Annotated in this window: 23 protein-coding genes; 9 read left to right on the top strand and 14 right to left on the bottom strand. The window is 66.1% G+C overall.

What is annotated here, in order from left to right:
- Positions 1-44 precede the first annotated feature (44 nt).
- From ACFFJK_RS12355 to ACFFJK_RS12340, 4 genes are all read left to right on the top strand, one after another.
- Positions 45-1,739 (top strand): diguanylate cyclase domain-containing protein, encoded by a 1,695-nt coding sequence (locus tag ACFFJK_RS12355; RefSeq protein WP_379679472.1) that lies wholly within the window; start codon positions 45-47, stop codon positions 1,737-1,739.
- A 7-nt stretch (positions 1,740-1,746) separates the two neighbouring features.
- The gene (locus tag ACFFJK_RS12350; protein WP_379679471.1) at positions 1,747-2,478 is read left to right on the top strand and encodes a helix-turn-helix domain-containing protein; all 732 of its coding nucleotides are present in this window, start codon (positions 1,747-1,749) and stop codon (positions 2,476-2,478) included.
- Positions 2,479-2,752: 274 nt separating this feature from the next.
- Positions 2,753-3,715, top strand: coding sequence for a porin (locus tag ACFFJK_RS12345; protein ID WP_379679470.1), 963 nt, complete (start codon positions 2,753-2,755; stop codon positions 3,713-3,715).
- A 98-nt stretch (positions 3,716-3,813) separates the two neighbouring features.
- Entirely contained in the window at positions 3,814-4,248 is a 435-nt protein-coding gene (locus ACFFJK_RS12340; RefSeq protein WP_379679469.1) for a hypothetical protein, read from the top strand.
- On the opposite strand, the gene ACFFJK_RS12335 is transcribed toward ACFFJK_RS12340, so the two are convergent.
- The 3 genes from ACFFJK_RS12335 to ACFFJK_RS12325 form a co-directional block, all read right to left on the bottom strand.
- The gene (locus ACFFJK_RS12335; RefSeq protein WP_379679468.1) at positions 4,210-5,232 is read right to left on the bottom strand and encodes an SDR family oxidoreductase; all 1,023 of its coding nucleotides are present in this window, start codon (positions 5,230-5,232) and stop codon (positions 4,210-4,212) included. The genes ACFFJK_RS12340 and ACFFJK_RS12335 overlap by 39 nt on opposite strands.
- Before the next feature lie 182 nt (positions 5,233-5,414).
- The gene (locus ACFFJK_RS12330; protein ID WP_379679467.1) at positions 5,415-6,419 is read right to left on the bottom strand and encodes a sulfate ABC transporter substrate-binding protein; all 1,005 of its coding nucleotides are present in this window, start codon (positions 6,417-6,419) and stop codon (positions 5,415-5,417) included.
- 158 nt (positions 6,420-6,577) lie between these two features.
- Positions 6,578-6,790 (bottom strand): hypothetical protein, encoded by a 213-nt coding sequence (locus tag ACFFJK_RS12325; protein WP_379679466.1) that lies wholly within the window; start codon positions 6,788-6,790, stop codon positions 6,578-6,580.
- A 138-nt stretch (positions 6,791-6,928) separates the two neighbouring features.
- Here ACFFJK_RS12325 and ACFFJK_RS12320 point away from each other — a divergent pair, with 138 nt between their 5' ends.
- Both ACFFJK_RS12320 and ACFFJK_RS12315 read left to right on the top strand, forming a co-directional pair.
- Positions 6,929-7,690, top strand: a complete 762-nt coding sequence (locus ACFFJK_RS12320; protein WP_379679465.1) for a phosphatase PAP2 family protein — start codon at positions 6,929-6,931, stop codon at positions 7,688-7,690.
- 40 nt (positions 7,691-7,730) lie between these two features.
- On the top strand, positions 7,731-8,567 hold the full coding sequence (locus ACFFJK_RS12315) for a metallophosphoesterase family protein (RefSeq protein WP_379679464.1): 837 nt from the start codon (positions 7,731-7,733) through the stop codon (positions 8,565-8,567).
- 48 nt (positions 8,568-8,615) lie between these two features.
- Here ACFFJK_RS12315 and cls read toward each other — a convergent pair whose 3' ends face one another.
- Together cls and ACFFJK_RS12305 are read right to left on the bottom strand one after the other, a co-directional pair.
- On the bottom strand, positions 8,616-10,004 hold the full coding sequence (gene cls, locus ACFFJK_RS12310; protein WP_379679463.1) for a cardiolipin synthase: 1,389 nt from the start codon (positions 10,002-10,004) through the stop codon (positions 8,616-8,618).
- Entirely contained in the window at positions 10,001-12,124 is a 2,124-nt protein-coding gene (locus ACFFJK_RS12305; protein WP_379679462.1) for a site-specific recombinase, read from the bottom strand. Before ACFFJK_RS12305 ends, cls begins: the two co-directional genes overlap by 4 nt.
- Before the next feature lie 143 nt (positions 12,125-12,267).
- Here ACFFJK_RS12305 and ACFFJK_RS12300 point away from each other — a divergent pair, with 143 nt between their 5' ends.
- Positions 12,268-13,104, top strand: coding sequence for a branched-chain amino acid aminotransferase (locus tag ACFFJK_RS12300; RefSeq protein ID WP_379679461.1), 837 nt, complete (start codon positions 12,268-12,270; stop codon positions 13,102-13,104).
- A gap of 42 nt (positions 13,105-13,146) precedes the next feature.
- Here ACFFJK_RS12300 and ACFFJK_RS12295 read toward each other — a convergent pair whose 3' ends face one another.
- The 6 genes from ACFFJK_RS12295 to ACFFJK_RS12270 form a co-directional block, all read right to left on the bottom strand.
- On the bottom strand, positions 13,147-13,743 hold the full coding sequence (locus tag ACFFJK_RS12295; protein ID WP_379679460.1) for an NUDIX domain-containing protein: 597 nt from the start codon (positions 13,741-13,743) through the stop codon (positions 13,147-13,149).
- Between the two features lie 196 nt (positions 13,744-13,939).
- On the bottom strand, positions 13,940-16,819 hold the full coding sequence (locus ACFFJK_RS12290) for a TonB-dependent receptor domain-containing protein (RefSeq protein ID WP_379679459.1): 2,880 nt from the start codon (positions 16,817-16,819) through the stop codon (positions 13,940-13,942).
- Between the two features lie 335 nt (positions 16,820-17,154).
- The gene (locus ACFFJK_RS12285) at positions 17,155-17,823 is read right to left on the bottom strand and encodes a YiaD family glycine zipper/OmpA-like lipoprotein (RefSeq protein WP_379679458.1); all 669 of its coding nucleotides are present in this window, start codon (positions 17,821-17,823) and stop codon (positions 17,155-17,157) included.
- Positions 17,824-17,918: 95 nt separating this feature from the next.
- Positions 17,919-18,071, bottom strand: a complete 153-nt coding sequence (locus ACFFJK_RS12280) for a lmo0937 family membrane protein (RefSeq protein ID WP_379679457.1) — start codon at positions 18,069-18,071, stop codon at positions 17,919-17,921.
- A gap of 93 nt (positions 18,072-18,164) precedes the next feature.
- The gene (locus ACFFJK_RS12275) at positions 18,165-18,392 is read right to left on the bottom strand and encodes a hypothetical protein (protein ID WP_379679455.1); all 228 of its coding nucleotides are present in this window, start codon (positions 18,390-18,392) and stop codon (positions 18,165-18,167) included.
- Positions 18,393-18,572: 180 nt separating this feature from the next.
- Positions 18,573-19,391, bottom strand: a complete 819-nt coding sequence (locus ACFFJK_RS12270) for a glycine zipper 2TM domain-containing protein (protein ID WP_379679454.1) — start codon at positions 19,389-19,391, stop codon at positions 18,573-18,575.
- A gap of 237 nt (positions 19,392-19,628) precedes the next feature.
- On the opposite strand from ACFFJK_RS12270, the gene ACFFJK_RS12265 reads away from it, so the two are divergent.
- Complete coding sequence (locus ACFFJK_RS12265; protein WP_379679674.1) at positions 19,629-20,360, top strand: Crp/Fnr family transcriptional regulator; 732 nt, start codon at positions 19,629-19,631, stop codon at positions 20,358-20,360.
- 72 nt (positions 20,361-20,432) lie between these two features.
- Positions 20,433-21,584 carry a PAS domain-containing sensor histidine kinase gene (locus tag ACFFJK_RS12260; RefSeq protein ID WP_379679453.1) on the top strand — a complete coding sequence of 384 codons (1,152 nt, stop codon included), beginning with the start codon at positions 20,433-20,435 and terminating at the stop codon, positions 21,582-21,584.
- A 101-nt stretch (positions 21,585-21,685) separates the two neighbouring features.
- On the opposite strand, the gene ACFFJK_RS12255 is transcribed toward ACFFJK_RS12260, so the two are convergent.
- The 3 genes from ACFFJK_RS12255 to ACFFJK_RS12245 form a co-directional block, all read right to left on the bottom strand.
- On the bottom strand, positions 21,686-21,907 hold the full coding sequence (locus ACFFJK_RS12255) for a YMGG-like glycine zipper-containing protein (RefSeq protein ID WP_379679451.1): 222 nt from the start codon (positions 21,905-21,907) through the stop codon (positions 21,686-21,688).
- A gap of 22 nt (positions 21,908-21,929) precedes the next feature.
- The gene (locus ACFFJK_RS12250) at positions 21,930-22,241 is read right to left on the bottom strand and encodes a BON domain-containing protein (RefSeq protein ID WP_379679449.1); all 312 of its coding nucleotides are present in this window, start codon (positions 22,239-22,241) and stop codon (positions 21,930-21,932) included.
- Between the two features lie 78 nt (positions 22,242-22,319).
- Positions 22,320-24,434 (bottom strand): AsmA family protein, encoded by a 2,115-nt coding sequence (locus tag ACFFJK_RS12245; RefSeq protein ID WP_379679448.1) that lies wholly within the window; start codon positions 24,432-24,434, stop codon positions 22,320-22,322.
- Positions 24,435-24,534: the final 100 nt, after the last annotated feature.

Raw genomic sequence — 24,534 nt, 5'->3', positions numbered from 1 at the left:
GTTACAATGTGCGACGATCGGTATTTCCTTATTTCCTTTAGTTCATGAACAGCTTCTTCGGCAGATTGCGCCTGTCCAGTCTGATGACGCTCGCCGTCTGCGCAACTGTTGCCCTGACTGTCGCCTTGCAACTCATCCTGGTGAACCATTTCGCGGGCCGCCAGGCCAGCAACGAAGCACAGCTGCGCCTGCAGCAGCTGTCGTGGCAGATGCGCGATTCGCTCAACCGGGTCATCGAGAAGGCAGTGGGCGACGCCAAGTTGCTCACCGAGCTGCCCCAGGTCAGGTACGCCAGGGACGCGGACGAATCGCGCCGGGTACTGGAAAGCCTGCAGCGCACCTTTCCCGATTACGCATGGATCGGCATTACCGACCTCGACGGCAAGGTCTCGGCGTCCACCGGCCGGATGCTGGAGGGCGCCAACGTCAGCAAGCGGCCCTGGTTCACGACGGGCTTGCGCGGCGTTCATGCTTCCGATTATCACCCGGCGGTGTTGCTGGAAAAGATGCTGCCGCGCCAGCAGGACCCCTGGCGCTTCGTGGACGTATCGGGCCCGGTGCTGGACGCGCAAGGCAGGCCCACCGGGGTGCTGGGACTGCACCTGAGCTGGGAATGGGCACGCCGCCATGCGCGCAAGCTGCTCACGCCGGCCCTGCGCGAGTACGGCGCCGAGATCCTCGTGATCCGCGACGACGGCACCGTCATGCTGGGGCCGCAGTCGATGGTCGAGCGCAAGGTCGACAGCACCAGCCTGCGCCTGGCGCAACAGGGCATGACCGGGGCGCTGCGCGAGGTATGGCCGGACGGGCGCGCCTACCTCACCGGCTACAGCCAGACCGGCGACATGCTCGATGCCGGCTCGCTGCGCTGGAGCGTGCTGGTGCGCCAGACCGAGGAGAGAGCCCTGGCCGGCGCCGTCGAGCTGAAGCTGCGCATGCTCGGCTGGAGCGCCTTGCTGGCCCTGGCGCTGGCTGGCGCGGCCGTGTTGCTGGCACGGCGGCTGACGCGCCCGATGGCGACCCTGCGCGAGGCCATCGAGCGCGCAACCGAGGCCACCAATGCCGGCAAGGAAGCGCCGCCGATTCCCCGGATCAGCGGCTTCCTCGAAGCAAGAATCCTGTCGAGCAGGATGCGCGACCTGGTGCAGAGCGAGGAGACGCACCGCCGCGCGCTGCTGGCGCTCAACGGGCGCCTCGAGGCGGCGGTCGCGGAGCGCACGGCGGAGCTGCAGGCGCTGCTCCTGCGCGACGTGCTGACCGGCCTGCCGAACCGGCGCGCGCTGCTCGAGTCGCTGCCCGAGGCGATGAGCCGCGCGCGCCGCGTCGAGCGGCCGTGCGCGCTGCTGTTCCTCGACATGGACGGGTTCAAGGCCGTCAACGACGGCCATGGCCACGAAGAGGGCGACGAGCTGCTGCGCCAGTTCGGCCAGCGCCTGGCCCAGGGCGTGCGCAAGACCGACATGGTGGCGCGCCTGGCCGGCGACGAGTTCGTCGTGGTGCTGGAAATGCTGGCCGACGGCGCGGACGCCGAGGAGTTCGCGCACAAGCTGCTCGAACGGGTGACGGCGCCGTACGTGCTGCGCACCACCACGGTCAGGATCGGCGCCAGCATCGGTATCGCGCTGCACCGGCCGGGCGACGTGCCGGATGTCGATGGCTGGCTGGCGCGGGCCGACCACGCGATGTACGCGGTCAAGCGCACCGGCAAGAACAGCGTCGCCCTCGCGGCCGCGCTCTGAGGGCCGCATGTCCGAGGTCACCCGGCTCGTCACCACGCTCAAGCGCGAGCTCAAACGGCAGGGCAAGACCTACCGCGACGTCGGCGTCGCGCTCGGCTTGTCCGAACCGAGCGTCAAGCGCCTGTTCGCCAGCGGGCAGTTCACGCTCGAGCGCCTGGTCGAGGTATGCGGCCTGCTGGGCCTGACCCTGGCGGAGCTGGCCCATGAAGCCGGGCAGGGCAGCCAGCGCATCCGCACGCTCACCGCGGCGCAGGAAGGCGAGCTGGTGTCGGATGCCCGGCTGCTGCTGGTGGCGGTCTGCGCGCTGAACCACTGGACGATGGCCGAGATGCTGGGCGCCTACCGCCTCACCGAGGCCGAATGCGTGCAGTTGCTGCTGCGCCTGGACCGGCTGGCCCTCATCACGCTCCTGCCGGGCAACCGCATCCGCCTGAACGTGGCGCGCGACTTCGACTGGCTGCCGGACGGGCCGATCCGCCGTTATTTCCGCGAGCAGGGCATGCCCGAATTCGTCGACTCCGGTTTCAGCGCGCCGGGCGACGTGCTCGACTTCGTGCACGGGATGCTGACCGAGAGCGCCCGCGCCAAGCTGCAGGCCGAGTTGCGGCAACTGCGCGAACGGTTCGCGCAACTGCACGAGGAAAGCCTGGCCGCCCCGCTGCCGCAGCGGCGCGGCACCGGCTTGCTGCTGGCGCTGCGCGAGTGGGAGCCGGCGGCGTTTGCCGGGTTGCGGCGGTAGGCGGAGCGGTATCCGGTACGGTCGATGCGCAGGCCGCAACCCAGCTTGAAGCCCGGCCCATGCTTGGCTGCACTATCCCTGTCGATCCCCATATTCTGTCAAACCCTTTTGTGCCCACTCATTCTCCGGTGTAGAACTTAACCCAAGCCGGAAAGTTTGGCTCAGCCGACAGAGCTGCCTCAATTATTGGCATCCGACGTGATCTTATGTGCGGTACTAGACAGATCAGGTCGCCATGAAGCGGATAACGTAGCTTCAAAGAGGGAAAGACGCCATGAGAATGTCAATCGTCGCATGTGCCGTGCTCGGAGCGGGCGCGGCTTGCGCCTCGGCCAAGGACATTGTTGTGCCTGCCAGCTGGGCACAAGCCGGGGTTGCCAGGGAGGTGCAGGAAGAGCGTGCCGGGGCCGGCAAGCCGGACGATGCCCCGGCGATCTTCACGCTCGAGACGGCGCAGGAAGCGCAGGCGCGCCGCGCGGCCGAAGCGCAGGCGCAAGGCCTGACGGTCGGCCGCCAGTACAGCCTGGAATTCCTGGCGCTGGCCGATGTGGGCGACCCTTTCCATGGCGGCCTGGCCGGCAGCGCAAGCCCCGCCGCCGGGGGGCGCCGCACCGAGGACAGCGTCACCTACCAGGGCCAGTTCAAGGGCTTCACGGCCGGCTCGTCCTGGGGCAAGGGCGACATCGATGGCTCGCCCTCGGGACGCGCCTGGGGCATGACGGTGGGTTTCAGCGCCGGCCCCTTCACGCTGCGCGCCGCCCACCAGAACCGCAACGTGGCCAAGATCACCCGCTACGACCAGGTCGGCATCAGCATGGCCGCCAAGAATTCCATCATCGCGGCCAACCTGCAGCTCGGCTGGGGCACGGCCTACGCCGCCTACAGCGCCAGCCGCGGCTGGGGCAGTTCGCCGCTGTTCAACCCCGACAATCCCTATGGCGCGGGCATCACCACCACGCCGTCGACCGACAGCCGCGACGTGCTGGCCGGCGTGGCGGTGCCGCTCGGGCACGCCACCACGCTGCTGGCTTCCTACATCCGCAAGAACGACCGCGACCCGGCCAACCGCGACGCGCAGCAGGTGGCGGTGGGGGCCACCTATGCGGTGTCGCGCCGGCTCGACTTCTATGCCGCCTACTCGCATATCCGCCATACCGGCGGCCTGGCAAACGGCGTCGTGCGGCCGGGGGGCGGCGGTGGCGGCGCCGTCAACGTCGGCATGCGGCGCGCGTTCTGAGGCGCGGGCGCCTCGCTGCGCGAGCCCGTGCGCGGCGACGCGAAACGGCAAAAAACGTTAGCCTGTCTCCATCGCTCAAACATGTTTTTGGAGGCAATATGACAGGCGCAAGCACACTTGATCCGGACAACTTCCCGGAACGCCCGGACCGCAGTCTGGGCAAAGGCCACGGCATCGACGCCCTCGGCCCGAGCGACATTTCCGACACCGGCAGCGACGTGATGGGCGGCCCCGGCTTTGCCGAAGCGCTCGACCCCGACCAGACGCTCGACTTCGACGAAGGCACCACGTCGGACCTGGAAGCCAGCCACGCCGACGGTACGGCCGGCCCCGACGTTGGCGATGCCAATTTCTCGGGCGACAGCGACATGGGCGGCACCGGCGAGCGCGCCGCTGCCGGGCGCGACACGGTGGCCAAGGACGGTGCCGACATCGACACCGACCAGGTCGTGTCCATCCCCGATCTTCCGCTGACCGAGGAGGACACCGACTTCTTATCGAGCAAACCTCCGGGACAGGGAGAAGGCCGCTAGCAGCGCGCCGCCGCCCACCAGGGCGGTGGTCCAGGGCGACGTGCGCAGGCTGGCCTGGGTGTACAGGCTGCGCTCGTGCACGGTGCGCTGCATGCCCTCGCGCTGGCGCAGCTCGGTCGAGGGATCGGGCTTGTACAGTGCGTCGCGGCGGTTCGGCGCGGACGGGCGATCCGACTTCTGCTGCTTGAACATGGCGGCCCTCATGAAGTAGTCGGTCAGGCGCGGCATCGCTTTCGAACCGGCCGAGATCATCTTCGAGGCGCCGCCCGCGAAGATGTCGCGCTTCGGATGCTCGGCGCAGTACAGGATGGCTTCGGCCACGACTTCCGGCGCGTAGATCGGCGGCGGCAGGGCCGGTTCCATCTCCATGTAGTTCCTGGCGTGCACCGCGAACATCGTGTCGATCGCGGCGGGTTTCACCAGCGTGACCTGGACCGGCGCGCCTTCCTTTTCCATCTCCATGCGCAGCGCATCGGTGAAGCCTTTCACCGCATGCTTGGACGAGGCGTACATGCCTTGCAGCGGGACCGCGCGCTCCGACACTTCGCTGCCGATGTTGATGATGGCGCCGCCGCCGCGGTGCTTCATGCGCCGCACGGCTTCCAGCGAGCCATTGACCGTGCCCCAGAAGTTGGTCTGGAACAGGCGGTGGTGGTCCTCCGGCTTGACTTCCTCGAGACGGCCGAAGATCGAGATGCCGGCATTGTTGACCCAGGTATCGATGCGGCCGAAGCGCGCGATGGCCTTGTCGCCGATCTTCGCGACGTCGTCGATGTCGCCGACATCGGCGGCAACGGTCTCGACCATGACGCCCTTGCTGCGCAGCTCGTCCGCCAGCTCGTCGAGCGCTTCCTTGCTGCGCGCCGCCAGCACCAGGCGCGCGCCGCGCGCAGCCGCCATGCGGGCCGTGGTCAGGCCGATGCCGCTCGTGGCGCCGGTGATGACCATGACCTGGTCGTGGAGTTTCCGGAGTCTGATTGCCATAGTGTGATCCTTTTCAAGGTGGGTGAAGAGGACTGCCGGCGGCGTCCAGCCGGGACGGCAGGCCAGGATGATGAACGATCGCTATCCTAGCCCGGCTGGGGAAATCGGGGATTTCGGTTGGGGTGGAGCGAGGCGGCGCCGCGCGCCAGGGGCGTTCGAGGTGCCGGGCCGCCGTACACAACTTATTTCCGGAGGTAGATCTGGTCGAACAGGCCGCCATCCGCAAAGTGCGCCTTCTGCGCCTGCGTCCAGCCGCCCAGCTCGGTGATCGGGAACAGCTTGATGTTAGGGAACTGCGACGCGTACTTCTTCGCGTGGCGCTCGACCACCGGGCGGTAGTAGTTCTTGGCGACGATTTCCTGGCCTTCGTCGCTGTACAGGAACTCGAGGTAGGCCTGCGCCACCTTGCGGGTGCCGCGCTTGTCCACGATCTTGTCCACCACGGCGACCGGCGGTTCGGCCAGGATGCTGATCGAGGGCGCGACGATCTCGAACTTGTCCGGGCCCAGTTCGCGCAGGGCGAGCAGGGCTTCGTTCTCCCAGGCAAGCAGCACGTCGCCGATGCCGCGTTCGACGAAGGTGGTGGTGGCGCCGCGCGCGCCCGAATCGAGCACCGGCACGTTCTTGTACAGCTTCGCCAGGTAATCCTTGGCCGTCGCCGGCGAGCCGCCAGGCTGGCGCAGCGCATAGCCGTAGGCGGCCAGATGGTTCCAGCGCGCGCCGCCCGAGGTCTTCGGGTTGGGAGTGATCACGGCTACCCCCGGCTTGACCAGGTCGCCCCAGTCGCGGATCTGCTTCGGATTGCCCTTGCGCACCAGGAAGACGATGGTCGAGGTGTAGGGCGAGCTGCGGTGTGCCAGGCGCTGCTGCCAGCCGTGCGCGATCAGGCCTTTTTCGCTGATAGCATCGATGTCATAGGCCAGTGCCAGCGTGACGACATCGGCCGACAAGCCGTCGATGACGGCGCGCGCCTGCTTGCCGGAGCCGCCGTGCGACTGCTTGACCGTGACGGTGTCGCCGGTCTTGGCTTTCCATTGGCGGGCAAAGGCGGCATCGACTTCCTTGTAGAGCTCACGGGTCGGGTCATAGGACACGTTGAGCAGGGTGATGTTTGCCGCGAAGGCGGGGGCGGTGTTTGCCAGCAGCGTGATGGCAGCCAGCGAAGTCAGGAAGGTTTTACGCAGCATTTTTCGTTCTCTCAGGGGGAGTTTGGAACCTGTAGCGTACGGTCCGGTTCCCCTGAAAGGAACGAATTTATTCGCTTAACAATATGCGCTTTTTAGCGTAGCGGCGCCAAGCCTGCACCTGCGCCTGCGCCGCACCTGCGCTTGTACAGGCATTCGCCTCAGCGCGCCTTCGACAGGATCAGCAGCCAGCGACGCAGCAGCAGGATTTCGACGTGGCCGGCATCGACACCGGTGTCGCACTCGATGACCGGGTTCACTGCGTAGAAGCGCTTGCGGAAATCACGGGTGACCCGGAGTTCGCGGCGGCCGATGCGCAGCATAAAAGGGACGGGTGCATATTCCAGGCCGAAGGAGCTGTTCAGAGTGGTCATGGTGGTTTCCTTTTATTAAAATCGTTGGAGTGAGTAAAGAATAACACAACTACTGTATAAATCTACAGGTACTGTGTGGATATACAGTAATTTTTTATCTGTGTGGTTTTTTCGCTAATTGACCGCACATCAAGGCGCATGCAGAACAACATTCCTTCCCAACACAATCGCTTCCACCGCTTCGCTGCGGCCCGCTTTTCGCCCGAGGGCGCATACGGCCTGCACCTGACTGCCGGCGTGGCGATGCTCCTCATTGCCACCGCCGTCTTCGCCCACCTGGCCGGCGCAGTCGTGGCCGGGGCGCCGCTCACCCAACTCGACGCGGAGCTGGCCAGCTGGCTGCACCAGCACGCCCGTGCCAACGACGCATTGCGGCAATCTCTCCTGGTAATCACGCACATCCACAGCACGCCGGGCATCCTGGGCCTGGCGCTCGCGGCCGGCATCTGGCTGTACCGCAAGGGGCACCGCTACTGGCTAATGGCGCTGGCCAGCGCGGTGCCGGGGGGACTGGTTCTGAACGTGCTGCTCAAGCACACCTTCGCGCGTGCGCGGCCGCATTTCGCCGAGCCGCTGCTGGAGCTCACGACCTACAGCTTCCCGAGCGGGCACGCGCTGGGCGCGACGGTGGTGTACGGCTTCCTGGCCTGCTATGCGGCGCGCCATGCACGCTCGTGGGCGGGCAGGGTGCTGGCCTTCGTGCTGGCGATTGCGATGGTGGCGACGGTCGCGTTCTCGAGGATGTATCTTGGAGTTCACTACCTGTCCGACGTGCTTGCGGGTGCGGCCGAGGGCTGCGCCTGGCTGGCGATCTGCATCGCGGGGGCGGCCACGCTGAACCGGCGGCGGCGGGCGCGCGAGCGGCGCGCCGGCAGGCCGGCCGGGCACCAGGAAATCTGAAGACTGAACCAACCCCCGGGTTGCTGATCGAGGAAAACGGATGCGCACGCTCGTACACCTGTCGGACCTGCATTTCGGACGCGTCGACCACGCGCTGCTGGACCCGCTGCGCACGCTCATCGAGCGCATCGGGCCGGACGTGCTGGTGGTGTCGGGCGACCTGACCCAGCGCGCGAAGGCGGAACAGTTCGAGGAGGCGCGCGCCTGGCTCGACACCTTGCCGGGCCCGCAGATCATCGTGCCGGGCAACCATGATATTTCGCTGTACAACGTGTTCCGCCGCTTCGTGAAGCCTTTGGCGCGCTACAAGCGCTACATCACCGAGGACCTCGCGCCGTTCTACCTCGACGACGAGATCGCCGTCATCGGCGTGAACACGGCGCGCTCGCTGACCATCAAGGACGGCCGCGTGAGCCACGAGCAGATCGCCGCGGTCCGCCGGCAGCTGGCCGGCCTGCCGCCGGACGTCACGCGCATCGTCGTGGCCCACCATCCCTTCGACCTGCCCGGGCATTTCGAGGAGCGCGACCTGGTCAACCGGGCGCCGCTGGCGATGAAGGCGTTCGCGGAATCGGGCGTGGACATCCTGATGGGGGGCCATATGCACGCCAGCCATGCCGGCAGCACGGCGGCGCGCTACGAGATCAGCGAGTATGCCGCACTGGTGGTGCAGGCCGGCACGGCCACCTCGACCCGCGGGCGCGGCGAGGTGAACTCGTTCAACGTGGTGCGGATCGAGCCGCTCAAGGTCGAGATCGACCGCTACGGCTGGGACGTGGTGCACAGCCATTTCGAGCTCGTGGCCACCGAGAAGTTCATGCGTGCCGGCGCCGTGTGGACGCCGCATATCGACGGCCTGATGGCGGCCGGGCTGTAAGCGCAGCGAGAATCGCAGGGCGGGCACGAAAACCTGCCTGCCTACGCATTAGATCCAGTACTCGGCCAGGCGCCCGAGGAACTCGCGGATGCGGTCCTTCCACGGCCGGTTGCGCCACTGTTCGAGCGTGACCTCCTTCGAACTGCGCAGGTCTTCGTTGAACGCGGCTTCCATGTCGCGGCCGAAGATCGGGTCGAGCACGACCACGTTCAGCTCGTAATTGTGGATGAAGCTGCGGCGGTCGATGTTGGCCGAGCCGATGGTCGACCACACGCCGTCGATCACCGCCGTCTTGGCATGCAGCACCGCCACCTGCAGCTGGTAGATCTTCACGCCGCCCGACAGCAGCTGCTCGAAGAAGGCCTGGCCGGCGTGCTTGATGAAATCGTGGTCCGACACCCCCGGCAGCACCAGCTTGACGTCCACCCCGCGCCTGGCGGCCGCCACCAGCGCGTCGACGATCTGCTGGTCCGGCACGAAGTAGGCCGAGGTGATGTGGATCGAACGCTTCGCTTCGTTCATCGCCACCATCAGCGCCTTGTAGATTTCCGAGTCGCGGTCCGGGGTCGTCGCCAGCACGCGCATCACTTTCTCGCCGACCGGGGCCAGGCGCGGGAAATACTCGGCCTGCGGCAGCTCGCCCGCATCCTGGCGCACCCAGTTGTCGATGAAGGCATATTGCAGGGCAGCCACGGCCGGGCCCTCGATGCGGATGTGGGTGTCGCGCCAGCCGACTTCCTCTTCCTTGACGGTGTCGGGCTTCTTGCGCGAGCGGAACAGTGAGCTGTTGGCGTACGACTCGCTGATGTTGATGCCGCCGGTGAAGCCGATCTTGCCGTCCACCACCATGATCTTGCGGTGGTCGCGGTTGTTCAGCCGCCAGTAGCCGCGGCGCTCGACCGGATTGACCGGATTGAAGATCAGCACGTTGACGCCCGCCTCGCGCAGGCGCTGGAAGAAGGCGGGCGGCGTCGTCAGCGTGCCGACGCCGTCGGCGATGATGTTGACCACCACGCCCTGGCGCCGCTTTTCCATCAGCAGTTCGGCGAACTGCAGGCCGATCGGGTCCTGGTCGAAGATGTAGGTTTCGAGGTTGATCGAGCTCCTGGCATCGCGCGCCGCCGCCATCATCTCGCGCATGGTGGCCGGACCGTCGAACAGCAGCGTGACCTGGTTGCCCGGGATCAGGGGCGCGCCGGTCGCCTGCTCCTCGAGCAGCGCCAGCTGTTTCAGGTCGGCGGTGGCGCTGGCCCAGCGCTTGCGCAGCAGCTGCGCGGCTTTTTGCGGCTCCAGCATGCCACGCGGCATGGCCACCGTCGGCGTTGCCTTGTGCGCGCTGTCGGGCAACTTGCCGGCGTCGGGCAGGCTCTTGCACGAGGCAACCACGCACAGGAAGGCAAGGAACGCAAGGATGGTGGTCAGGCGCTTGTTCTTCATTTCGTATCCCTCACGATGAGTTCGGTACTACTGAAAGGCTGGTCTTTTGGCCCGAGGAAGAAATTGATCGGCGAAGCCAGCAGGCGGCGGCCCATGGCCCGGATCAGGAGGATGCCGCGCTTGAAGCGGATCTTGCGGGCGCGTAGCGCCACCCACAGCGCCAGGCTGAAGCTGACGATCAGGTTCACCGCGCCGATGAGGAACACGCCGGCCGCGGCGTTGAGGATGGCCTCGAGCGGCAGCCGGTGTTCGAGGCCCACCAGGGCGGTGGCGAAATTGGCGGTCGAGAAGGTCACGTGGCGAATGTCGAGCGGCAGGCCCAGCAGGAAGCCGACGAAGCCCGTCATGCCGAGCATGAAGCCGAAGAAGAAGTTGCCCATCAGGCCGCCGAGGTTGTCCTCGACATAGTTGGCGAAGCGTCCGAGGCGCGCCTCTCCCAGCAGGCGGCGCAGTGCGCGCAACTGGCGCACGCGCTGGCCCATGCGGGTGTAGAGCGCCTTGTTGTCGTAGTAGCCCGAGACCAGGCCCGCCACGAACAGCCAGACGCCGGCGATCGCCGCATAGAACAAGGCGGGGCCGTGCAGGGGATCGATGTCGGCCAGCAAGTGGTGCGCCTTGGCCGGGTCCACCATGTGGCTGCCATTGATGGCCTTGTAGCCGACCGCGATCGCCCAGGCGACTGGGAAGGCCAGCACGACGTTGCCGAGCACGGCCACGATCTGGGTCCGGAACACCTTGTTGACCAGCTCGGCCAGGCTGTCGACGTCGAGCCCGCGCCCGTTCTCGGCCCGCTGCAAGGAGGCGGCGATGTGCTGGGCCGTCATGGCGGGCTGCTTGGTCGCGACCGTAAAGTGCAGCACATAGATCAGGATGAAGCCCAGCGAGTAGTTCAGGCTGAACAGGAAGGCTTCCACCAGCGGTGCGATGTGCAGGTAGCCCAGCATGATCTTGAACATCGCCATGAAGCCGACGATGAAGCCGGCGCCGGCGGCCGAGACGAACATGTGGCGCAGGGCGCGCCGGGTCTCGGCAATGTAGTGCTCGCCGGTGCGGCTGGCGTTTTCGGTGACATTGCGTGCGAGCAGGTCGGCATTGTCCTGCAGCAGGCCGCGAATCTTGTATTTGGTGTTGTGCGCCTCGATCAGCTCCTCGGCCAGCGCGATCGCGGCCAGGCGGCGGTCGCTTGCCACCGGCCGCGCCGGGCTGGTGGCACTGGCGGCGCTGGCGGCGCGATTGGCCAGCGCTTCCAGGTCGACGGTCGGGGCCGACGGCAGCTCGCCGCTGACATCGACCAGGTAGAGCAGTTTGTGCAGGCGGTTGATGCTCTGCTGCAGCGCCACCAGCAGGTAGGTGAGGGCCACGCTGGTGCCGGAGCTGAGGGAGCCGCGGCGGATCCTGGCGACGACGCCGGCGCACTGGTCGAGCATCACCAGCAGGTGGCGGGCCGGTTCCGGTTGCTCGAGCTGGCCGTCGAGGTAGCGGGCGTATTCGTCGAGGTAGCGGTTGGCCTCGATGTTCTGCATCAGGAAGGGCGAATCGAAATTCTCGATGTCGCTGTAGCTGTGCACGAGGCGCGGCTCCAGGCCCAGCGCGCAGATGCGGCAGGACAGGGTGCGGATCGCATCGAGCAGGCCCATCAGGGTGACGTAGCGCGCCCTGTCGGGCGTCGCGTCCTGCGGCGGCGGGGCGTTGGCGATGACGTCGAACAGGTCCATCCAGTCGGCGTTCGGCACCAGGCGGATCCATTCGTAATCGTTCTCGGCGTACAACACCTGGTTGAGGGCGTCCGACAGGTACAGGTCGTTGAGGGCCGGCGGCAGGAAGCGGTAGGTAATGCGGCGCTTGAGCTCGGTAACGAAGCCATCGTTCGACAGGATGCCGATGTCGCTGTACAGGCTGGTGTGGCGGCGGGTCTCGAGGATTCGCGTGATGTAGGCGCGCAAGGACCATGCCTGCTCCGGGTTGCCCTTGAGCAGCTGAGTGAGGGTACGCACGGCTTCGCCCGGGTCGTCCGGTTTTTGCCAGACCCAGCGATTGCGTGGGCGCAGGCATTCGACCAGGTCGACCAGGAGGTCGATACGGTCGCTAGTGGGATCGATCCGTTCGAGAATGGCGAGCATAAGTAATGGTGAGCTTGTAAAGCCGTAGTGTACGCGAGGCGCGGAGGAAACATGGTTAGCCACCGAACAATGGCCTGCGCAGACTGGCAGCGGCGGTTCGCGGTACACTGGCATGCTCTGTCATACGAATTAAAAGAGGATGCATGTACCTGACTTACTACAATGGCCAATGGACTGAAGGCAATGTGCCGCTCTACGGCGCGATGGACCACAGCCTGTGGCTGGGCTCGTCCGTGTTCGACGGCGCCCGCGCGATGCGCGGCAAGCTGCCGGACCTGCGTCCGCACCTGGAGCGCGTGATCGCGTCGAGCGAGAAACTGGGCCTGCGTTGCCCCTTGAGCGTGGCCGAGATGGAAGCGCTGGTGCGTGAAGGCGTGGCGAAGTTTCCGGCCGACGCCGAGCTCTACATCCGCCCGCTGGTGTTCGGCACCGAGGGCTTCCTGATCCCGGTGGCCGAGGCCAGCCAGTTCGCGCTGACGCTGTTCGATGCGCCGCTGCCGCCGTTCGCCGGTTTTTCCGCCTGCCTGTCGACGCTGCGCCGCCCGCAGCCGGACATGGCGCCGACCGACGCCAAGGCCTCGGCCCTGTACGCCAACTCGACCCGCGCGATGCGCGAAGCCAAGACGCGCGGCTTCGACCAGGCGATCATGCTCGACGCCGACGGCAACGTCGCCGAGTTCGCGTCTTCGAACCTGTTCATCGTGGCCGCAGATGGCGCAGTGGTCACGCCCAAGCTGAACGGCACCTTCCTTGCAGGCATTACCCGTGCGCGCGTGATCGCACTGCTGGCAGCGGAAGGCGTGCAGGTGCAAGAGCGCAGCGTGGCGCCGGAAGAACTGCACACGGCAAGCGAGATCTTCAGCACCGGCAACTACGGCAAGGTAACCCCGTGCACCCGCTTCGAGGACCGTACGCTCGACGCCGGCCCGGTGGCGCGCCGCGCGCGCGAGCTGTACCTGGCCTTCACCGAAACCACCTGACCCTTCGGGTGGGCCGTAGGGTGGACGGCATGGCCGGACACCCTACGACGGCGATCCGTTCGATTGCCCGAGTTCCTCGCGCAGGAACTGCAGCAGGATCACCGTCTTGGCGTCCCGGATGCTGCCTTCCTTCACCTGCCTGAACGCCTCGTCGACGTCCATTTCCAGGACCTCGATGTCCTCGCCTTCCTCCTGCTTGCCGCCGCCTTCGTCCTTGCGGTCGCGCTCCTCGTATTCGCCAAGGAAGCAGTGCACCGTTTCCGTCAGCGACGAGGGATTCGGAAAGAACTCGATCACCTTGCGCAGGCCGCGGGCGCGAAAGCCGGTCTCCTCGCACAACTCCGCGCGTGCGCGCCGGTCGGGATCGGCATCGTCAAGCATGCCGGCGGGGACTTCGATCGTGAAGCCGTCATGGCCGGCGAGGTGGGCGCCGATGCGGAACTGGCGCGTCAGCAGGACCGTGCGCCGGCTGCTGTTGTATAACAGGACCGCCGTGCCGCCGGCGTTGTTGTAGACCTCGCGGGTCTCCTGCTGCCAGTTGCCGTCGCGGCGGCGCTGGTCGAAGGTGATCTTTTTCAGCGGGGCGTAGTCGTCGGAGAGCGTTTGTTCCTTGACGATACGGATGGGGTCGTCTTGCATGGGGCCTCCTTGGGATGGAGGGATGATACCGGTGGCGGGGAACGCGGCGCGCGCCGAAGGTCTCGCAACACGAGGTCCCGGCCTTCGCCGGCGCGACGTTCGTCGTGCACCACGCGTGCAAACGAGGAACCGGGAAACAAAAAAAGCCGCCAGGCTCTCGCCAGGCGGCTTCCCTTCAAACTACCGGTTCAAGCAATCAGAACTTGTAGCTTGCGCTCACGCGGAAGTAACGGCCCATTGCGTTGTGCAGCTGGGTGTTGAAACCTTCGGTCGAGTAACGCGGATCGTACGGCGCCGCGGTGTCGAACAGGTTCTTGATGTTGGCCGACAGGGTCCAGTTCTTGAAGCCGGTGTACGCGTACGCGACGTTGAACGTGGTCCACTCCGGCACCGAGCAATCGCTCACCCAGTTGCTGAACTTTTCCAGGCCGCCCAGGCTGTAGGCGCCGGCCGGCTGGCCCTTGCCGTAGTGGCAGTACGGCACCGGGTAGGTGACGTAGTTGTCGGTGCGGCGCAGCAGCGAGACCGGCGAGACGAAGTCCACCGAACCGGTGACCGAGTGCGCGGCGCGGGTCCAGTTGGTCGACAGGCTGGCGCGGTGGCGCGGGATGTCGCCCACCGTGATCGCCCAGTCCGAATAGCCGCCGGAGGTGCCGACCACGTTGGCTTCACGTTCGCCCGGACGCTCCGAGCGCTTGAAGGTCAGCGCGTAGGACCAATCCAGCTTGGTGGTCAGGCGGCCGTTGTCGCCCAGGTTCAGGCGGTGCGCCACTTCGAAGTCCAGGCCCGAGGTCTCGGTTGCGCCCTGGTTCACGTAGTAGCGGTTGACCGCGTTGACCGGGCCGGTGCCCGGGATCGGACGGCCGTTGGCGTCGACCAGGAAGTTGGCCGGGTTGGTGTCACGCACGGCCAGGTTCGGGTACAGGTCCGGGTGGTCGATCACGTAGCCGGCCGACAGCAGGGCGGTTTCGTCTTCCTTGCGGATCTTGTAGTAGTCGACCAGGATGTCCAGGTTCTTGGTCGGGGCGATGATCGCGCCGAACGAGAAGCTCTTCGAGGTTTCCGGCTTCAGGTCCGGGTTGGCCTTCGACATCGACGAGATGCGGCGCGAGCAGTCCGAGGTGTCGCCGCCTGGCAGCGGGTTCTTGCCGTCAGGGCAGCGCACGGTGTCGGTGACGGTCGAGAACGACTGGACGCCGCCTTCGGCGATCTGCGACAGGGCCGGGGCGCGGAAGCCTTCGGCGTACGACGAACGGAAGGTCAGCTTGTCGTTGACGATGAACTTGGCGCCCACTTTCGGCACGAAGGAGTTTTCGGTCGGGTACTTGTCGTAGCGGCCGGCGAAATCCATTTCGAAGTTCTTCGTGAACGGGGTACGCACCTCGACGAAGGCCGACTTGACCATGCGGCTGCCGTCCACCAGCGAGTTCGCCAGGCCGAGGATGTTGCCGGTCTGGGTCTGGTAGTCCGGGGTCATCGACAGCTTTTCCTGGCGGATTTCGCCGCCGAAGGCCAGGCCGATGTCGCCGCCGGCGAGCTGGCCGATCGTGGTCGATGCCTTGGCGTCGAGCTGGGCAACCTGGGCGTAGCCCTTGTTGACCACGTCGCGTGCCACGGTCGGGTCGGCGGCGGTCTGGGCCAGGGTGCGGTTTTCAAGCAGGATGCGGTCGATGGTCGGGCGGTACAGCATGCCCTTCATGGTCTCGGTACGCTCGCTGCGGTTCAGCAGCACGGCGGTTTCCCAGTCAAACTGGCCGGTGGTGCCCTTCAGGCCGGCCAGGAAGCGGCCCGACTGGTTCACGTTCTTCGAGCCGCCGTTGATGCCGCTGAAGCGGTAGCCCACGGCTGCGCGCGCATCGGTCCACGGGTTGTCCGGATGGCCGGCCGGCAGGATCAGCTGGTAGTCGCTCGGCAGGCCGTTGGTGCGGAACACGGTGGTCGGCGAGGTCGACAGGATGGTCGACGAGTTGCCGGTGTATTCGCGCTCGGTGCGGGTGTAGCCGAGTTCGGTGAACGCGGTGATGTCCGGCGTCAGCTGGAAGGTCAGCTTGCCCAGCAGGTTGGCGTCGTTGCCCTTGCTCTGCGACTCGTAGTTGTTCCACACGTCGTAGTTGCAGAAGGTGCGGCCGTTCAGGATCGAGGTGGCCGACAGGTTGTGCTTGTCGCGGTTGCCGGTGACCTGGTTGGCCGGATCGCAGCCCAGGCGGTTGACGATGCCGGCGCTGTTGGCCAGGGTGGTCGAGAAGTTACGCGCGCCCGGGGTGCGCTCGCGGAAGAAGAACGGCTGATCCGAGACGTAGCTGCCGTATTCGTTCAGGCGGGCGTTGATGTCGGCGTACATGTGCTGCTTGACGTCGCGGGCGTCGCGGATCGCGGTGCGGTCGCGCGAGGCGATGTCGAAGCTGAAGAACGCGTTGTAGCGGTCTTCGTCGAGGTCGCCGAAACCGAGCACGCCCGACACGTTGCGGCGGGCGAATTCCAGGTTGTCGTTGGCGCTGGCCGAGGCGGTCAGCTCCTTGCCCTGGTAGTTGCTCTTGGTGATGAAGTTGATCACGCCGGCGATCGCGTCGGAGCCGTACACGGCCGATGCGCCGTCCTTGAAGATCTCGACGCGCTCGATGGCCGACACCGGGATGGTGTTCAGGTCATACACGGCCGACTTGCCCTGGTTCGGGTCGGCGTAGGCCGAGGCGGTGATGCGGCGGCCGTTGAGCAGGACCAGGGTCGAGGACGAGCCGAGACCGCGCAGCGAGGCGGTCGAGGCGCCTTTCGAGAAGCTGCCGTCCATGATGTCGTTCGAGGTACCCGAGCCGAAGGCCGGGATGGAATGCAGCAGTTCCGAGACGGTGTTGGCGCCGGTGGCGGCGATCTGCTTGGCATTCAGGGTGGCGACCGGCGAGGAACCTTCCTTGTCGGCGCGCTTGATGTTCGAACCGGTCACATAGACCTTCTGGACCGGTGCGGCGGTCGGCACTTGTTGCGCGGCTTGCTGGGCAAAAGCGGCGTTGGAGCCTGCCAGTGCCACGGCGACAGCGATGACGCTGCGCTTTACTACGAGTTGCTGCTGCTTAGACAAAATATCTCCGAAACTTCTGAACCACGGCCGCCCTTAGTAGGAGGCGGCGTTAGATTGTTTGTTGATCACATCTCCAGCGAAGTGTGAATATTCACCGGAGGGCAACATCAGAGCATTTCGGGCAAACAAAAGTCAAATCTGTTTGGTAAATTGTTTGTCAATTACAACACCCATGAGCATTATTCATGGTCAATACCCACATGCGTTATGGATGAGAAGCGAATGCATAAGAAATTCTTATGCATGGGGCAAGAAAAAGGCCGGCAAAGCCGGCCTCTTGTCTAGACGGGTGTGAGAATCTCACACCCGCCGGGTGGTGCAAGCCTGGGTGACGATCAGCCCGGAGCGCGTTCGGCGACGTAGATCTCGACGCGGCGGTTGCGTGCACGGCTCGTTGCATCGCTGTTCGACGCGATCGGTTCGCGCGAACCGCGGCCTTCGATGGTGATGCGGTTCGGGTTGACGCCGCGGCTTGCCAGGTAGTCGCGGGTGCGCGCCGCGCGGTCCACCGACAGCGGCTGGTTGATGGCATCGGTACCGGTGTTGTCGGTGTGGCCGATGATCACCACGGTGGTGGCCGGATTTTCCTGCAGCGTGCTGGCGAAGCGTTGCAGCACCGGCTGGAAGTTCGGCTTGATGTCGGCACGGCCGGTGTCGAACGAGACGTCGCTCGGGATATCGAGCTTCAGGCGGTTGTCGGCAGTCTGGCTGACCTGCACGCCGGTGCCGCGGGTAGCCTGTTCCATGGCCTGCTTCTGTGCTTCCATGCGCTGCGACCAGACGTTGCCGGCGACGGCGCCGAGGGCGCCGCCGATCGCCGCGCCCTTGGCAGCGCGGCTGCCGCCGCCGCCGCTGGTGGTGGCGCCGATGATCGCGCCCAGGCCGGCGCCGATGCCCGCGCCCTGCGCGGTGCCGCGCTGGGTCGGGCTCATGTCGGCGCAACCGGTGGCGGTCAAGGCGACGAGGGTGGCTGCAACAGCCGATTTGGTCAGTTTGGTGTACATGGTGGTTCTCCTTAAATCAAAAATCCGTTTCGGAATCGCACCCGTCAGGGCGCGACTGCGAAACGGATCGGGGTGGTACAAACATTAAGTGCGTATTATATGCCCCGTCCGCGTCCGCTGATGAGGCGCACCAGGACCATGATCACGGCGACGACCAGCAGGATATGGATGAAGCCGCCGATGGTGTACGAAGTCACCAGGCCCAGCAGCCACAGCACGATCAGGATGACAGCAATTGTATACAACATGATAAACCTCCCTGGAATCACGCACTTCGGCGTCGTGATTCCAGTATCCTGCTGTCTATTGCTGGCCTCTGTACGATGACGAACACTTGCCAGTCAGGCGCAGCTTTTCTCCTTGCGCAGGCCCGGGATCCATCCCATGAAACCCATCAGGCCGGTCACCCCGATCAGGCAGGTGACGATGCCGCCCGCAACCAGGAACACCACGTCGTGCGGCTGCAGCCCGCCCGCCGGGTCTTCGCTCGGAGGATGGGCCGACAGCAAGCCGAAGCTCGCCACGACCAGACCCCAGATGATGATGCCGATCCACGCCATGCTGTTCATGATGCTCCCCTTGAATGCTTATTGTCTGCACCGCACGCCGCTTTGTAGCGTGGTTCCATTGTCGGGCTAGCTCATCCATTGATCCGTGCGCCACCGCACATTGCGCATTAGAAAATTAATCAAATGAAACAAGGCCAGGACCCTTGCGGTGTCCCGGCCTTGTGCTTGGGAAGCGAACGATCAGGCGACCGAACGCAGGCGGCCGTTGACGATGCGGACACGGTCGCCGTTGCGCCATGCCGGCGGGCTGCTCTGGCGGAAGGTGCGCAAGGTGCCGTCGTCGAGGCGCACCCGGATTTCGTAGCTGGTCGTGGCCTTCATGTTGCCTTCGACCTGGTTGCCGACCACGGCGCCGCCGATGGCGCCGGCAGCAGTGGCGATGGTGCGGCCGCTGCCGCCGCCGACCTGGTTGCCCAGCAGGCCGCCGATCACGGCGCCGCCTGCCGCACCGAGCCCGCTGCCTTCGGCGCGCTGCGTGATGGTGCGAACCGATTCCACATTGCCGCAGTTCGAGCACCAGTTGCGGCCGGTATCGGCAGCGGCAACCTCCACCGGCTTCTTCCTGGCCGGCTTGGCCGCCGGCGCCGGTTCCTCATGGACGGTGGCAGGGGCGGCTGCCATTTGCTGCGCCGGGTAGGCCGGGGCGGGCTGCTGGGCGGCGTAAGCCTGGCCCTGCATGCCCGGCTGCACCGGATAGGCCGGTACGCTACCGGCCGGCGCCTGCGCATAGCCCGGCGCCATTTGTTGCGCGGGCAGGGCGGCCATGGTGCCGGGGACCGCGCCCGGGACGGCTTGCGGCGCCGCCGGAGGCAGGGTCGAGGCCAGCGCCTGGCGCTCGGCTTCGCTCAGCTGGCGCTCGGCATTGCCGCCGACGGAATTCGGGATCCAGCCGAGGATCGCCGCCGTGCCTACCAGGCAGAACAGCAGGACCGCGAGCGCGGCCAGGATCATCAGGGGATGCATCCGGCCCCGGGTGGCGGGAGTAGGGGAGGTGTTCATGGTGCGTCCTTTCGGAGGGAGTCTTGTCGGGCCCGGCACTACGGTTCCGGGCGGCCTGTTCATTGACAGATTGTCCACAGGAACAACACCCGGTTCCGTGCGTCACCGTACATACTCGCTCGCGTGGGCACGGTTACGCTGGCCGAAATTGTTTGCAAATGTATCCGGTCCACCAGGGCAAATAAATTGACCAGAAGCCAGCTGGTTTGCGCCATGCAATCCAACCGCGAGAATCCGATGAACCACGCCGCACCGCCGCCGATCGCCGAGCACAACAGTAACCTGCTGCTGGCCGCGCTGCCCCCGCAGGAGCTTGCCCGGATCCTGCCCTTGCTCGACCCGGTCAAGGTCGAGGCGGGCGATGTGCTGTGCGAAGCCGGGGATCCGCTGCGCACCATCTACTTTCCCCATGACTGCCTGATCTCGCTGATGGGCGTGGCGGGCGGGCGCATGACGCTCGAGGTCGGGCTGGTCGGGCGCGAGGGCATGGTCGGCGCCACCGTCGCGCTCGGGCACGACACCGCCCAGGTGCGCGCCATCGTGCAGCGTTCCGGCAGCGCCAGCCGGATGGACAGCGTGCGCTTCCGCGCCGAGGTGGCGCGCAACACCACGCTGCAGCGGGTCCTGTACCGCTACACCGACACCCTGCTGGCGCAGGCGATCCAGATCGCCGTCTGCAGCCGCTTCCACGTGCTGGAAGCGCGGCTGGCGCGCTCGCTCCTGGTCACCCGCGACCGCCTGCGCTCGGACCGCTTCCACCTCACCCACGAATTCCTGGCCCATGCGCTCGGCGTGCGCCGGGTCGGCGTGACCAAGGCCGCCAGCGCGCTGCAGCAGCAGGGCCTGATCAACTACAGCCGCGGCAACATCGAGATCCTCGACCCGGAAGGCCTGGCGGCCGCCTCCTGCACCTGCTACGAGATCGTACGCGAGGCCGGTGCGCTGCCGGTGCATGGCGCCTTCGTCTGAGCCCGGCAGGCGTGCGCGAGCCGCCGGGACTCCCATCCTATAATCAATTTGTTAATGTCAGGATGGTGACCGATGGCTGCTGAACCGACACATGCCCATACCCATTGGCAGGCACGCGATGCCGAGGCCTTCACCGAGCTCATGCTCGCGAAGACCCGGCAATACGGCGTCATCTTCTATGACGCCGCCCTGCGCGTCACCGGGTGGAACGAAGCGGCGGCCTTCATCACCGGCTGGACGGCACAGGACGTCATGGGCCAGCCGACCGCGCTCCTGTTCACGCCTGGCGACCGCGAGCGCAGGCTCGACGAACACGAGGCGCGCACCGCCGAAATCGTCGGCGTGGCCGAGGACGAGCGCTGGCACATGCGCAAGGACGGTTCGCAGTTCTGGTCGAGCGGCATGAGCCTGCCCCTGCACCGCGACGCCGCCGGCACGGTGACCGGGTTCGTGAAAGTCTTCCGCGACGCGACCCACCTGCGGGCCCGTACCCGCTACCTGGAGAACGAGCTCAAGGAAAACCAGGCACGCGAGGCGGAAAGGAGTACCTTCATCGGCACCATCGCCCACGAGATGCGCAATCCGCTGTCGCCGCTGAAGTCGGCGCACCAGGTGCTGCAACTGTTCGCCGGCGACGTCGAGCGCAGCCAGAACCCGCTGAAGGTGATCGACCGCCAGCTCGGCTTCCTCGAACGCCTGGTCGAAGACCTGGTGGACCTGACCCGCGTCAAGTCGGGCAAGATGAGCATCGCCTACACCAAGACCGAGCTGCAGGCGCTGCTGCACGAGGCGGTCGACAGCTGCCGTTCGGCCGCGCAGGCGAAAGGGGTGGCCTTCCACCTGTCCTTCCCGGCGGTATCGATCCGGATCGAGGTGGACGACCGCCGCATCCACCAGGTGTTCGTCAACCTGATCAACAATGCGGTCAAGTACAACCATCCGGGCGGGGACGTCTGGCTGACGGCCACCGTCGACCGCACGCACTTCATCTGCTACCTGAAGGACAACGGGCGCGGCATCGCGCCGGACCTGCAGCCGCGCATCTTCGAGGTGTTCACGCAGGCCGAGGGTACCCACGCCGAACGCGGGGCGGGCCTGGGCATCGGCCTGGCCGTGGTCAAGGAAATCATCGCGCTGCACGGCGGAACCGTGGAAGCGCGCAGCGAAGGCGTGGACAAAGGCAGCGAATTCATCGTGCGCATCCCCTTGCGCCCGTTCGCCTAGCGCTTGTTCCGCCGCTTTCGGAGACGCTGCAGCACCAACGAAAAAAGGCCCGGCATGAGCCGGGCCCTGGCGCGTCGCTTCGCCGAAGCTGGGGTTGAAAATCAGTTGGTCTTGCCGACCTGGTTGCCGACCACGCCGCCGACGGCTGCGCCACCGACGGTGCCCACGGCGCTGCCGCCGGTCAGGGCGCCACCGATCACGGCGCCGGCGCCGGCGCCGATCGCGGTGTTCCTGTCCTGCTGGGACATGCCGGCGCAGCCGGTCAGGCCCAGGGCAGCGGTAGCCAGCGTTGCGGTCACAACCAGTTGTTTGATGGTTTTCATGGTGAATCTCCTTTATGGTGGGTTATTTCAGGCGCAGGTCATTCCTGACCGATCGCACGCCTTTGACGGTGCGGGCAACCGATGCAGCGGTCGCCACGCTGTCCGCCGAGCTGACAAAACCACTCAGCTGTACTACGCCTTGCTCGGTCTCGACATCGATCTCCGACAGCTTCAGCGTCGGGTCCCGCACGATTGCCGCCTTGACGCCCGCCGTGATGGTGGCGTCATCGACGAATTGCCGTATGGGTCCGCCGCCGCCCGACATCGCACATCCGCTCATGTTGCCCAGGACCAGCGCGGCCAGCAGGGCAGTGGTGATGCGCAATCGGCTCATGTTGCGGTGTTCCTCGGTGCCTTTGTCGATTCCATGGACACAGCATACTGCTTCGTCGAGAAGTGATGTGTTCGACAACTAACAGTGCTGCAACAATTTCTTATTGTTTAGCGACGCTGGGTCTTGCCCGGCGGCGGCGCGCTCGGCTTCTCGCGGGCCTGGGCCAGCAGGCGCGCGCAATCGCTGTCTTCGCCCGGACCGGTGTTGATCAGGGGAATCAGCGCCGCCAGCGGCGCCACGGCGCCCAGTGCGATGGCGCCCCCCCGCCTTCATCGCCAGCACGCCCTTGTCGACCGACACGTCGGGTTCGCTGAACGGTCCGCGCACGTAGAAGGGCGAGCGCAGCGAGAACAGGCGCAGCTCCTTGGTCTCCGGATTGATCCGCAAGTCCATCTGCTCGTTGGCCAGGTTGATCGTCCCGTTGATGGTGATGAGTGCTTCCCGGGTGTCGATCACGAAGCTGCGCGTGCGCGCAACGCCGTTGGTGACGGCGAAATCGGTGGCCATGCAATTGAGCTGCACCTGCTTGTCGCCGAACAGCTTGGTGATGATGATGTTGCCCACGTTCAGGCCCATCATCTCGAGCAGCATCTTGCTCACCACGCCCTGGTTGATCAGGGTCTTCAGCTCGCCGTTGGAACCGGCCAGCAGGGTGGCCACCGAATTGCCGGTAGCGGTGAGGTTGGCGTCGCCGTTGATGCTGCCGACCGTTGCCTGCAGCTGCTCGATCTTCGGAAACAGCTTCTTGATCTCGATCTTGCGCGCCGTGACCTTGGCCTGGGCCTTGATCGCCTTCGGGCCGTCGCCGGCGCGGCCGTCCAGGCGGATATTGGAACGCACGGTGCCGCCCGCCATCGCGAACTCGATCGGTTCGAGCGTCAGCACGGCATTCTCCATCTTCAGGTGGGTCGACAGCTTGCTGATCGGGAAAGCGGTGTCGCGCACGATGCGGTCGGCGGAGAAGCGCACGTCGGCGTCGAGCCGGTCCCAGCGCTCGGTCTTGAATTCCTCGACCGGCAGCACCTTGCCCGCCGGCTGCACCGCATCGGCGTTGCGCTGGCGCTTGGCCTCGTTCGAATCGGCGCCGATCAGCGGCGCCAGGTCGGTGAACACCAGCTGCTGCGAACGTACGTTGCCCGACAGCCTGGGTCGCGCTGCGCCGGTGACGAATTCCAGCCGGCCGCCGATGTCGCTCGATCCGACCTTGCCCTTGAAGCCGTCGTAGACCCAGCGGTCCGAGCGCTTGCCGTCCTTCTCCTCGCCCAGGGTGCCGGTCAGCCGGCCCGAAGTGGAAAACGGCCCGGTGGTCGGCAGCAGGATGCCGGTGAAGTTGAACAGCTCGCCCATGCTGTTGCCCGCCAGTTCGAGCTTGAGGTCGAGGGCAGCCAGCTTCGACGGCCGCGTCACGGTGCCTTCGACCGCGATCCGGGTCCGGCCCGAACGCAGTTCTGCCTGCACCGGGTAGGGCGTGGTGTGCTGCTTGAGCGACAGCACCGCGCCGACCTTGCCGCCGCCGGTCACCTTGGCGCCGTTGTAGGTGCCGTCGAGCTTCCAGCCGACCCCGTAGCGCGCGTCGTTCTCGAGGGTGTGGACCAGGGCCGTGACGTCGGCCTTGGTCACCGCGTCCTTGACGTGCACCACGCCGTCGGTCAGGACGATGCGGTCGAGGTCGAGGGTCCAGCGCGACTTTTCCTCGTTGCGCTTGAAGGTCCAGTTGTTGCGTTTCTCGTCAAGGCGCAGCAGGTCGACGCGCGGGCCGTCGAAGCGCAGCAGCGGGATGTGGATGGTGCGCGAGAGCAGCGCGAAAGGATTGAGCGAGAACGAGAACTGGCGCGCGCTGCCCATGTCCTGGGCCGGCAGTCCGGCCGGGTTGCCGATGTGGGTGTCGTTGGCAATCAGGTAGGGCCAGGGAATGTGGTCGCGCCAGGAGCGCTGCTCCGGCGCCATCCGCTTGGCCGGGCGTTCCCACTCCACCTCGAGGTTGCCGCGGATCGCGAACGGGCGCTCGATTGCCTCGCTCACTTTTGCATTGATCCAGGGGCGGGCGCGGTTCCAGTCGAAGGTGAGGATGAAGATGATGGCGAGCACGGGGATCGCGATGACGATCCCCAGGATGCTGAGCACTATTTTCTTGCGCGATGTGCGTCGGGCGGGCGACCGGCCCTTCGCCGCCGGCGTCTGGGTCTCGGCCATGGCGGTGCCTCCGTTGTCTGATGTTGTCCGATGGTGTTGGTGGTGCTGTAGTGCTGGTGCTGCCTGGTGGTGCGTGCAGGTGCGTGCAGAAGCTTGATCC

This window comes from Massilia consociata, from assembly GCF_042432755.1.
Classification (GTDB): Bacteria; Pseudomonadota; Gammaproteobacteria; order Burkholderiales; family Burkholderiaceae_D; genus Telluria; species Telluria consociata.
The sequence above is the reverse complement of the archived record's forward strand: the minus strand, read 5'-3'. Positions and strand labels throughout refer to the sequence as shown.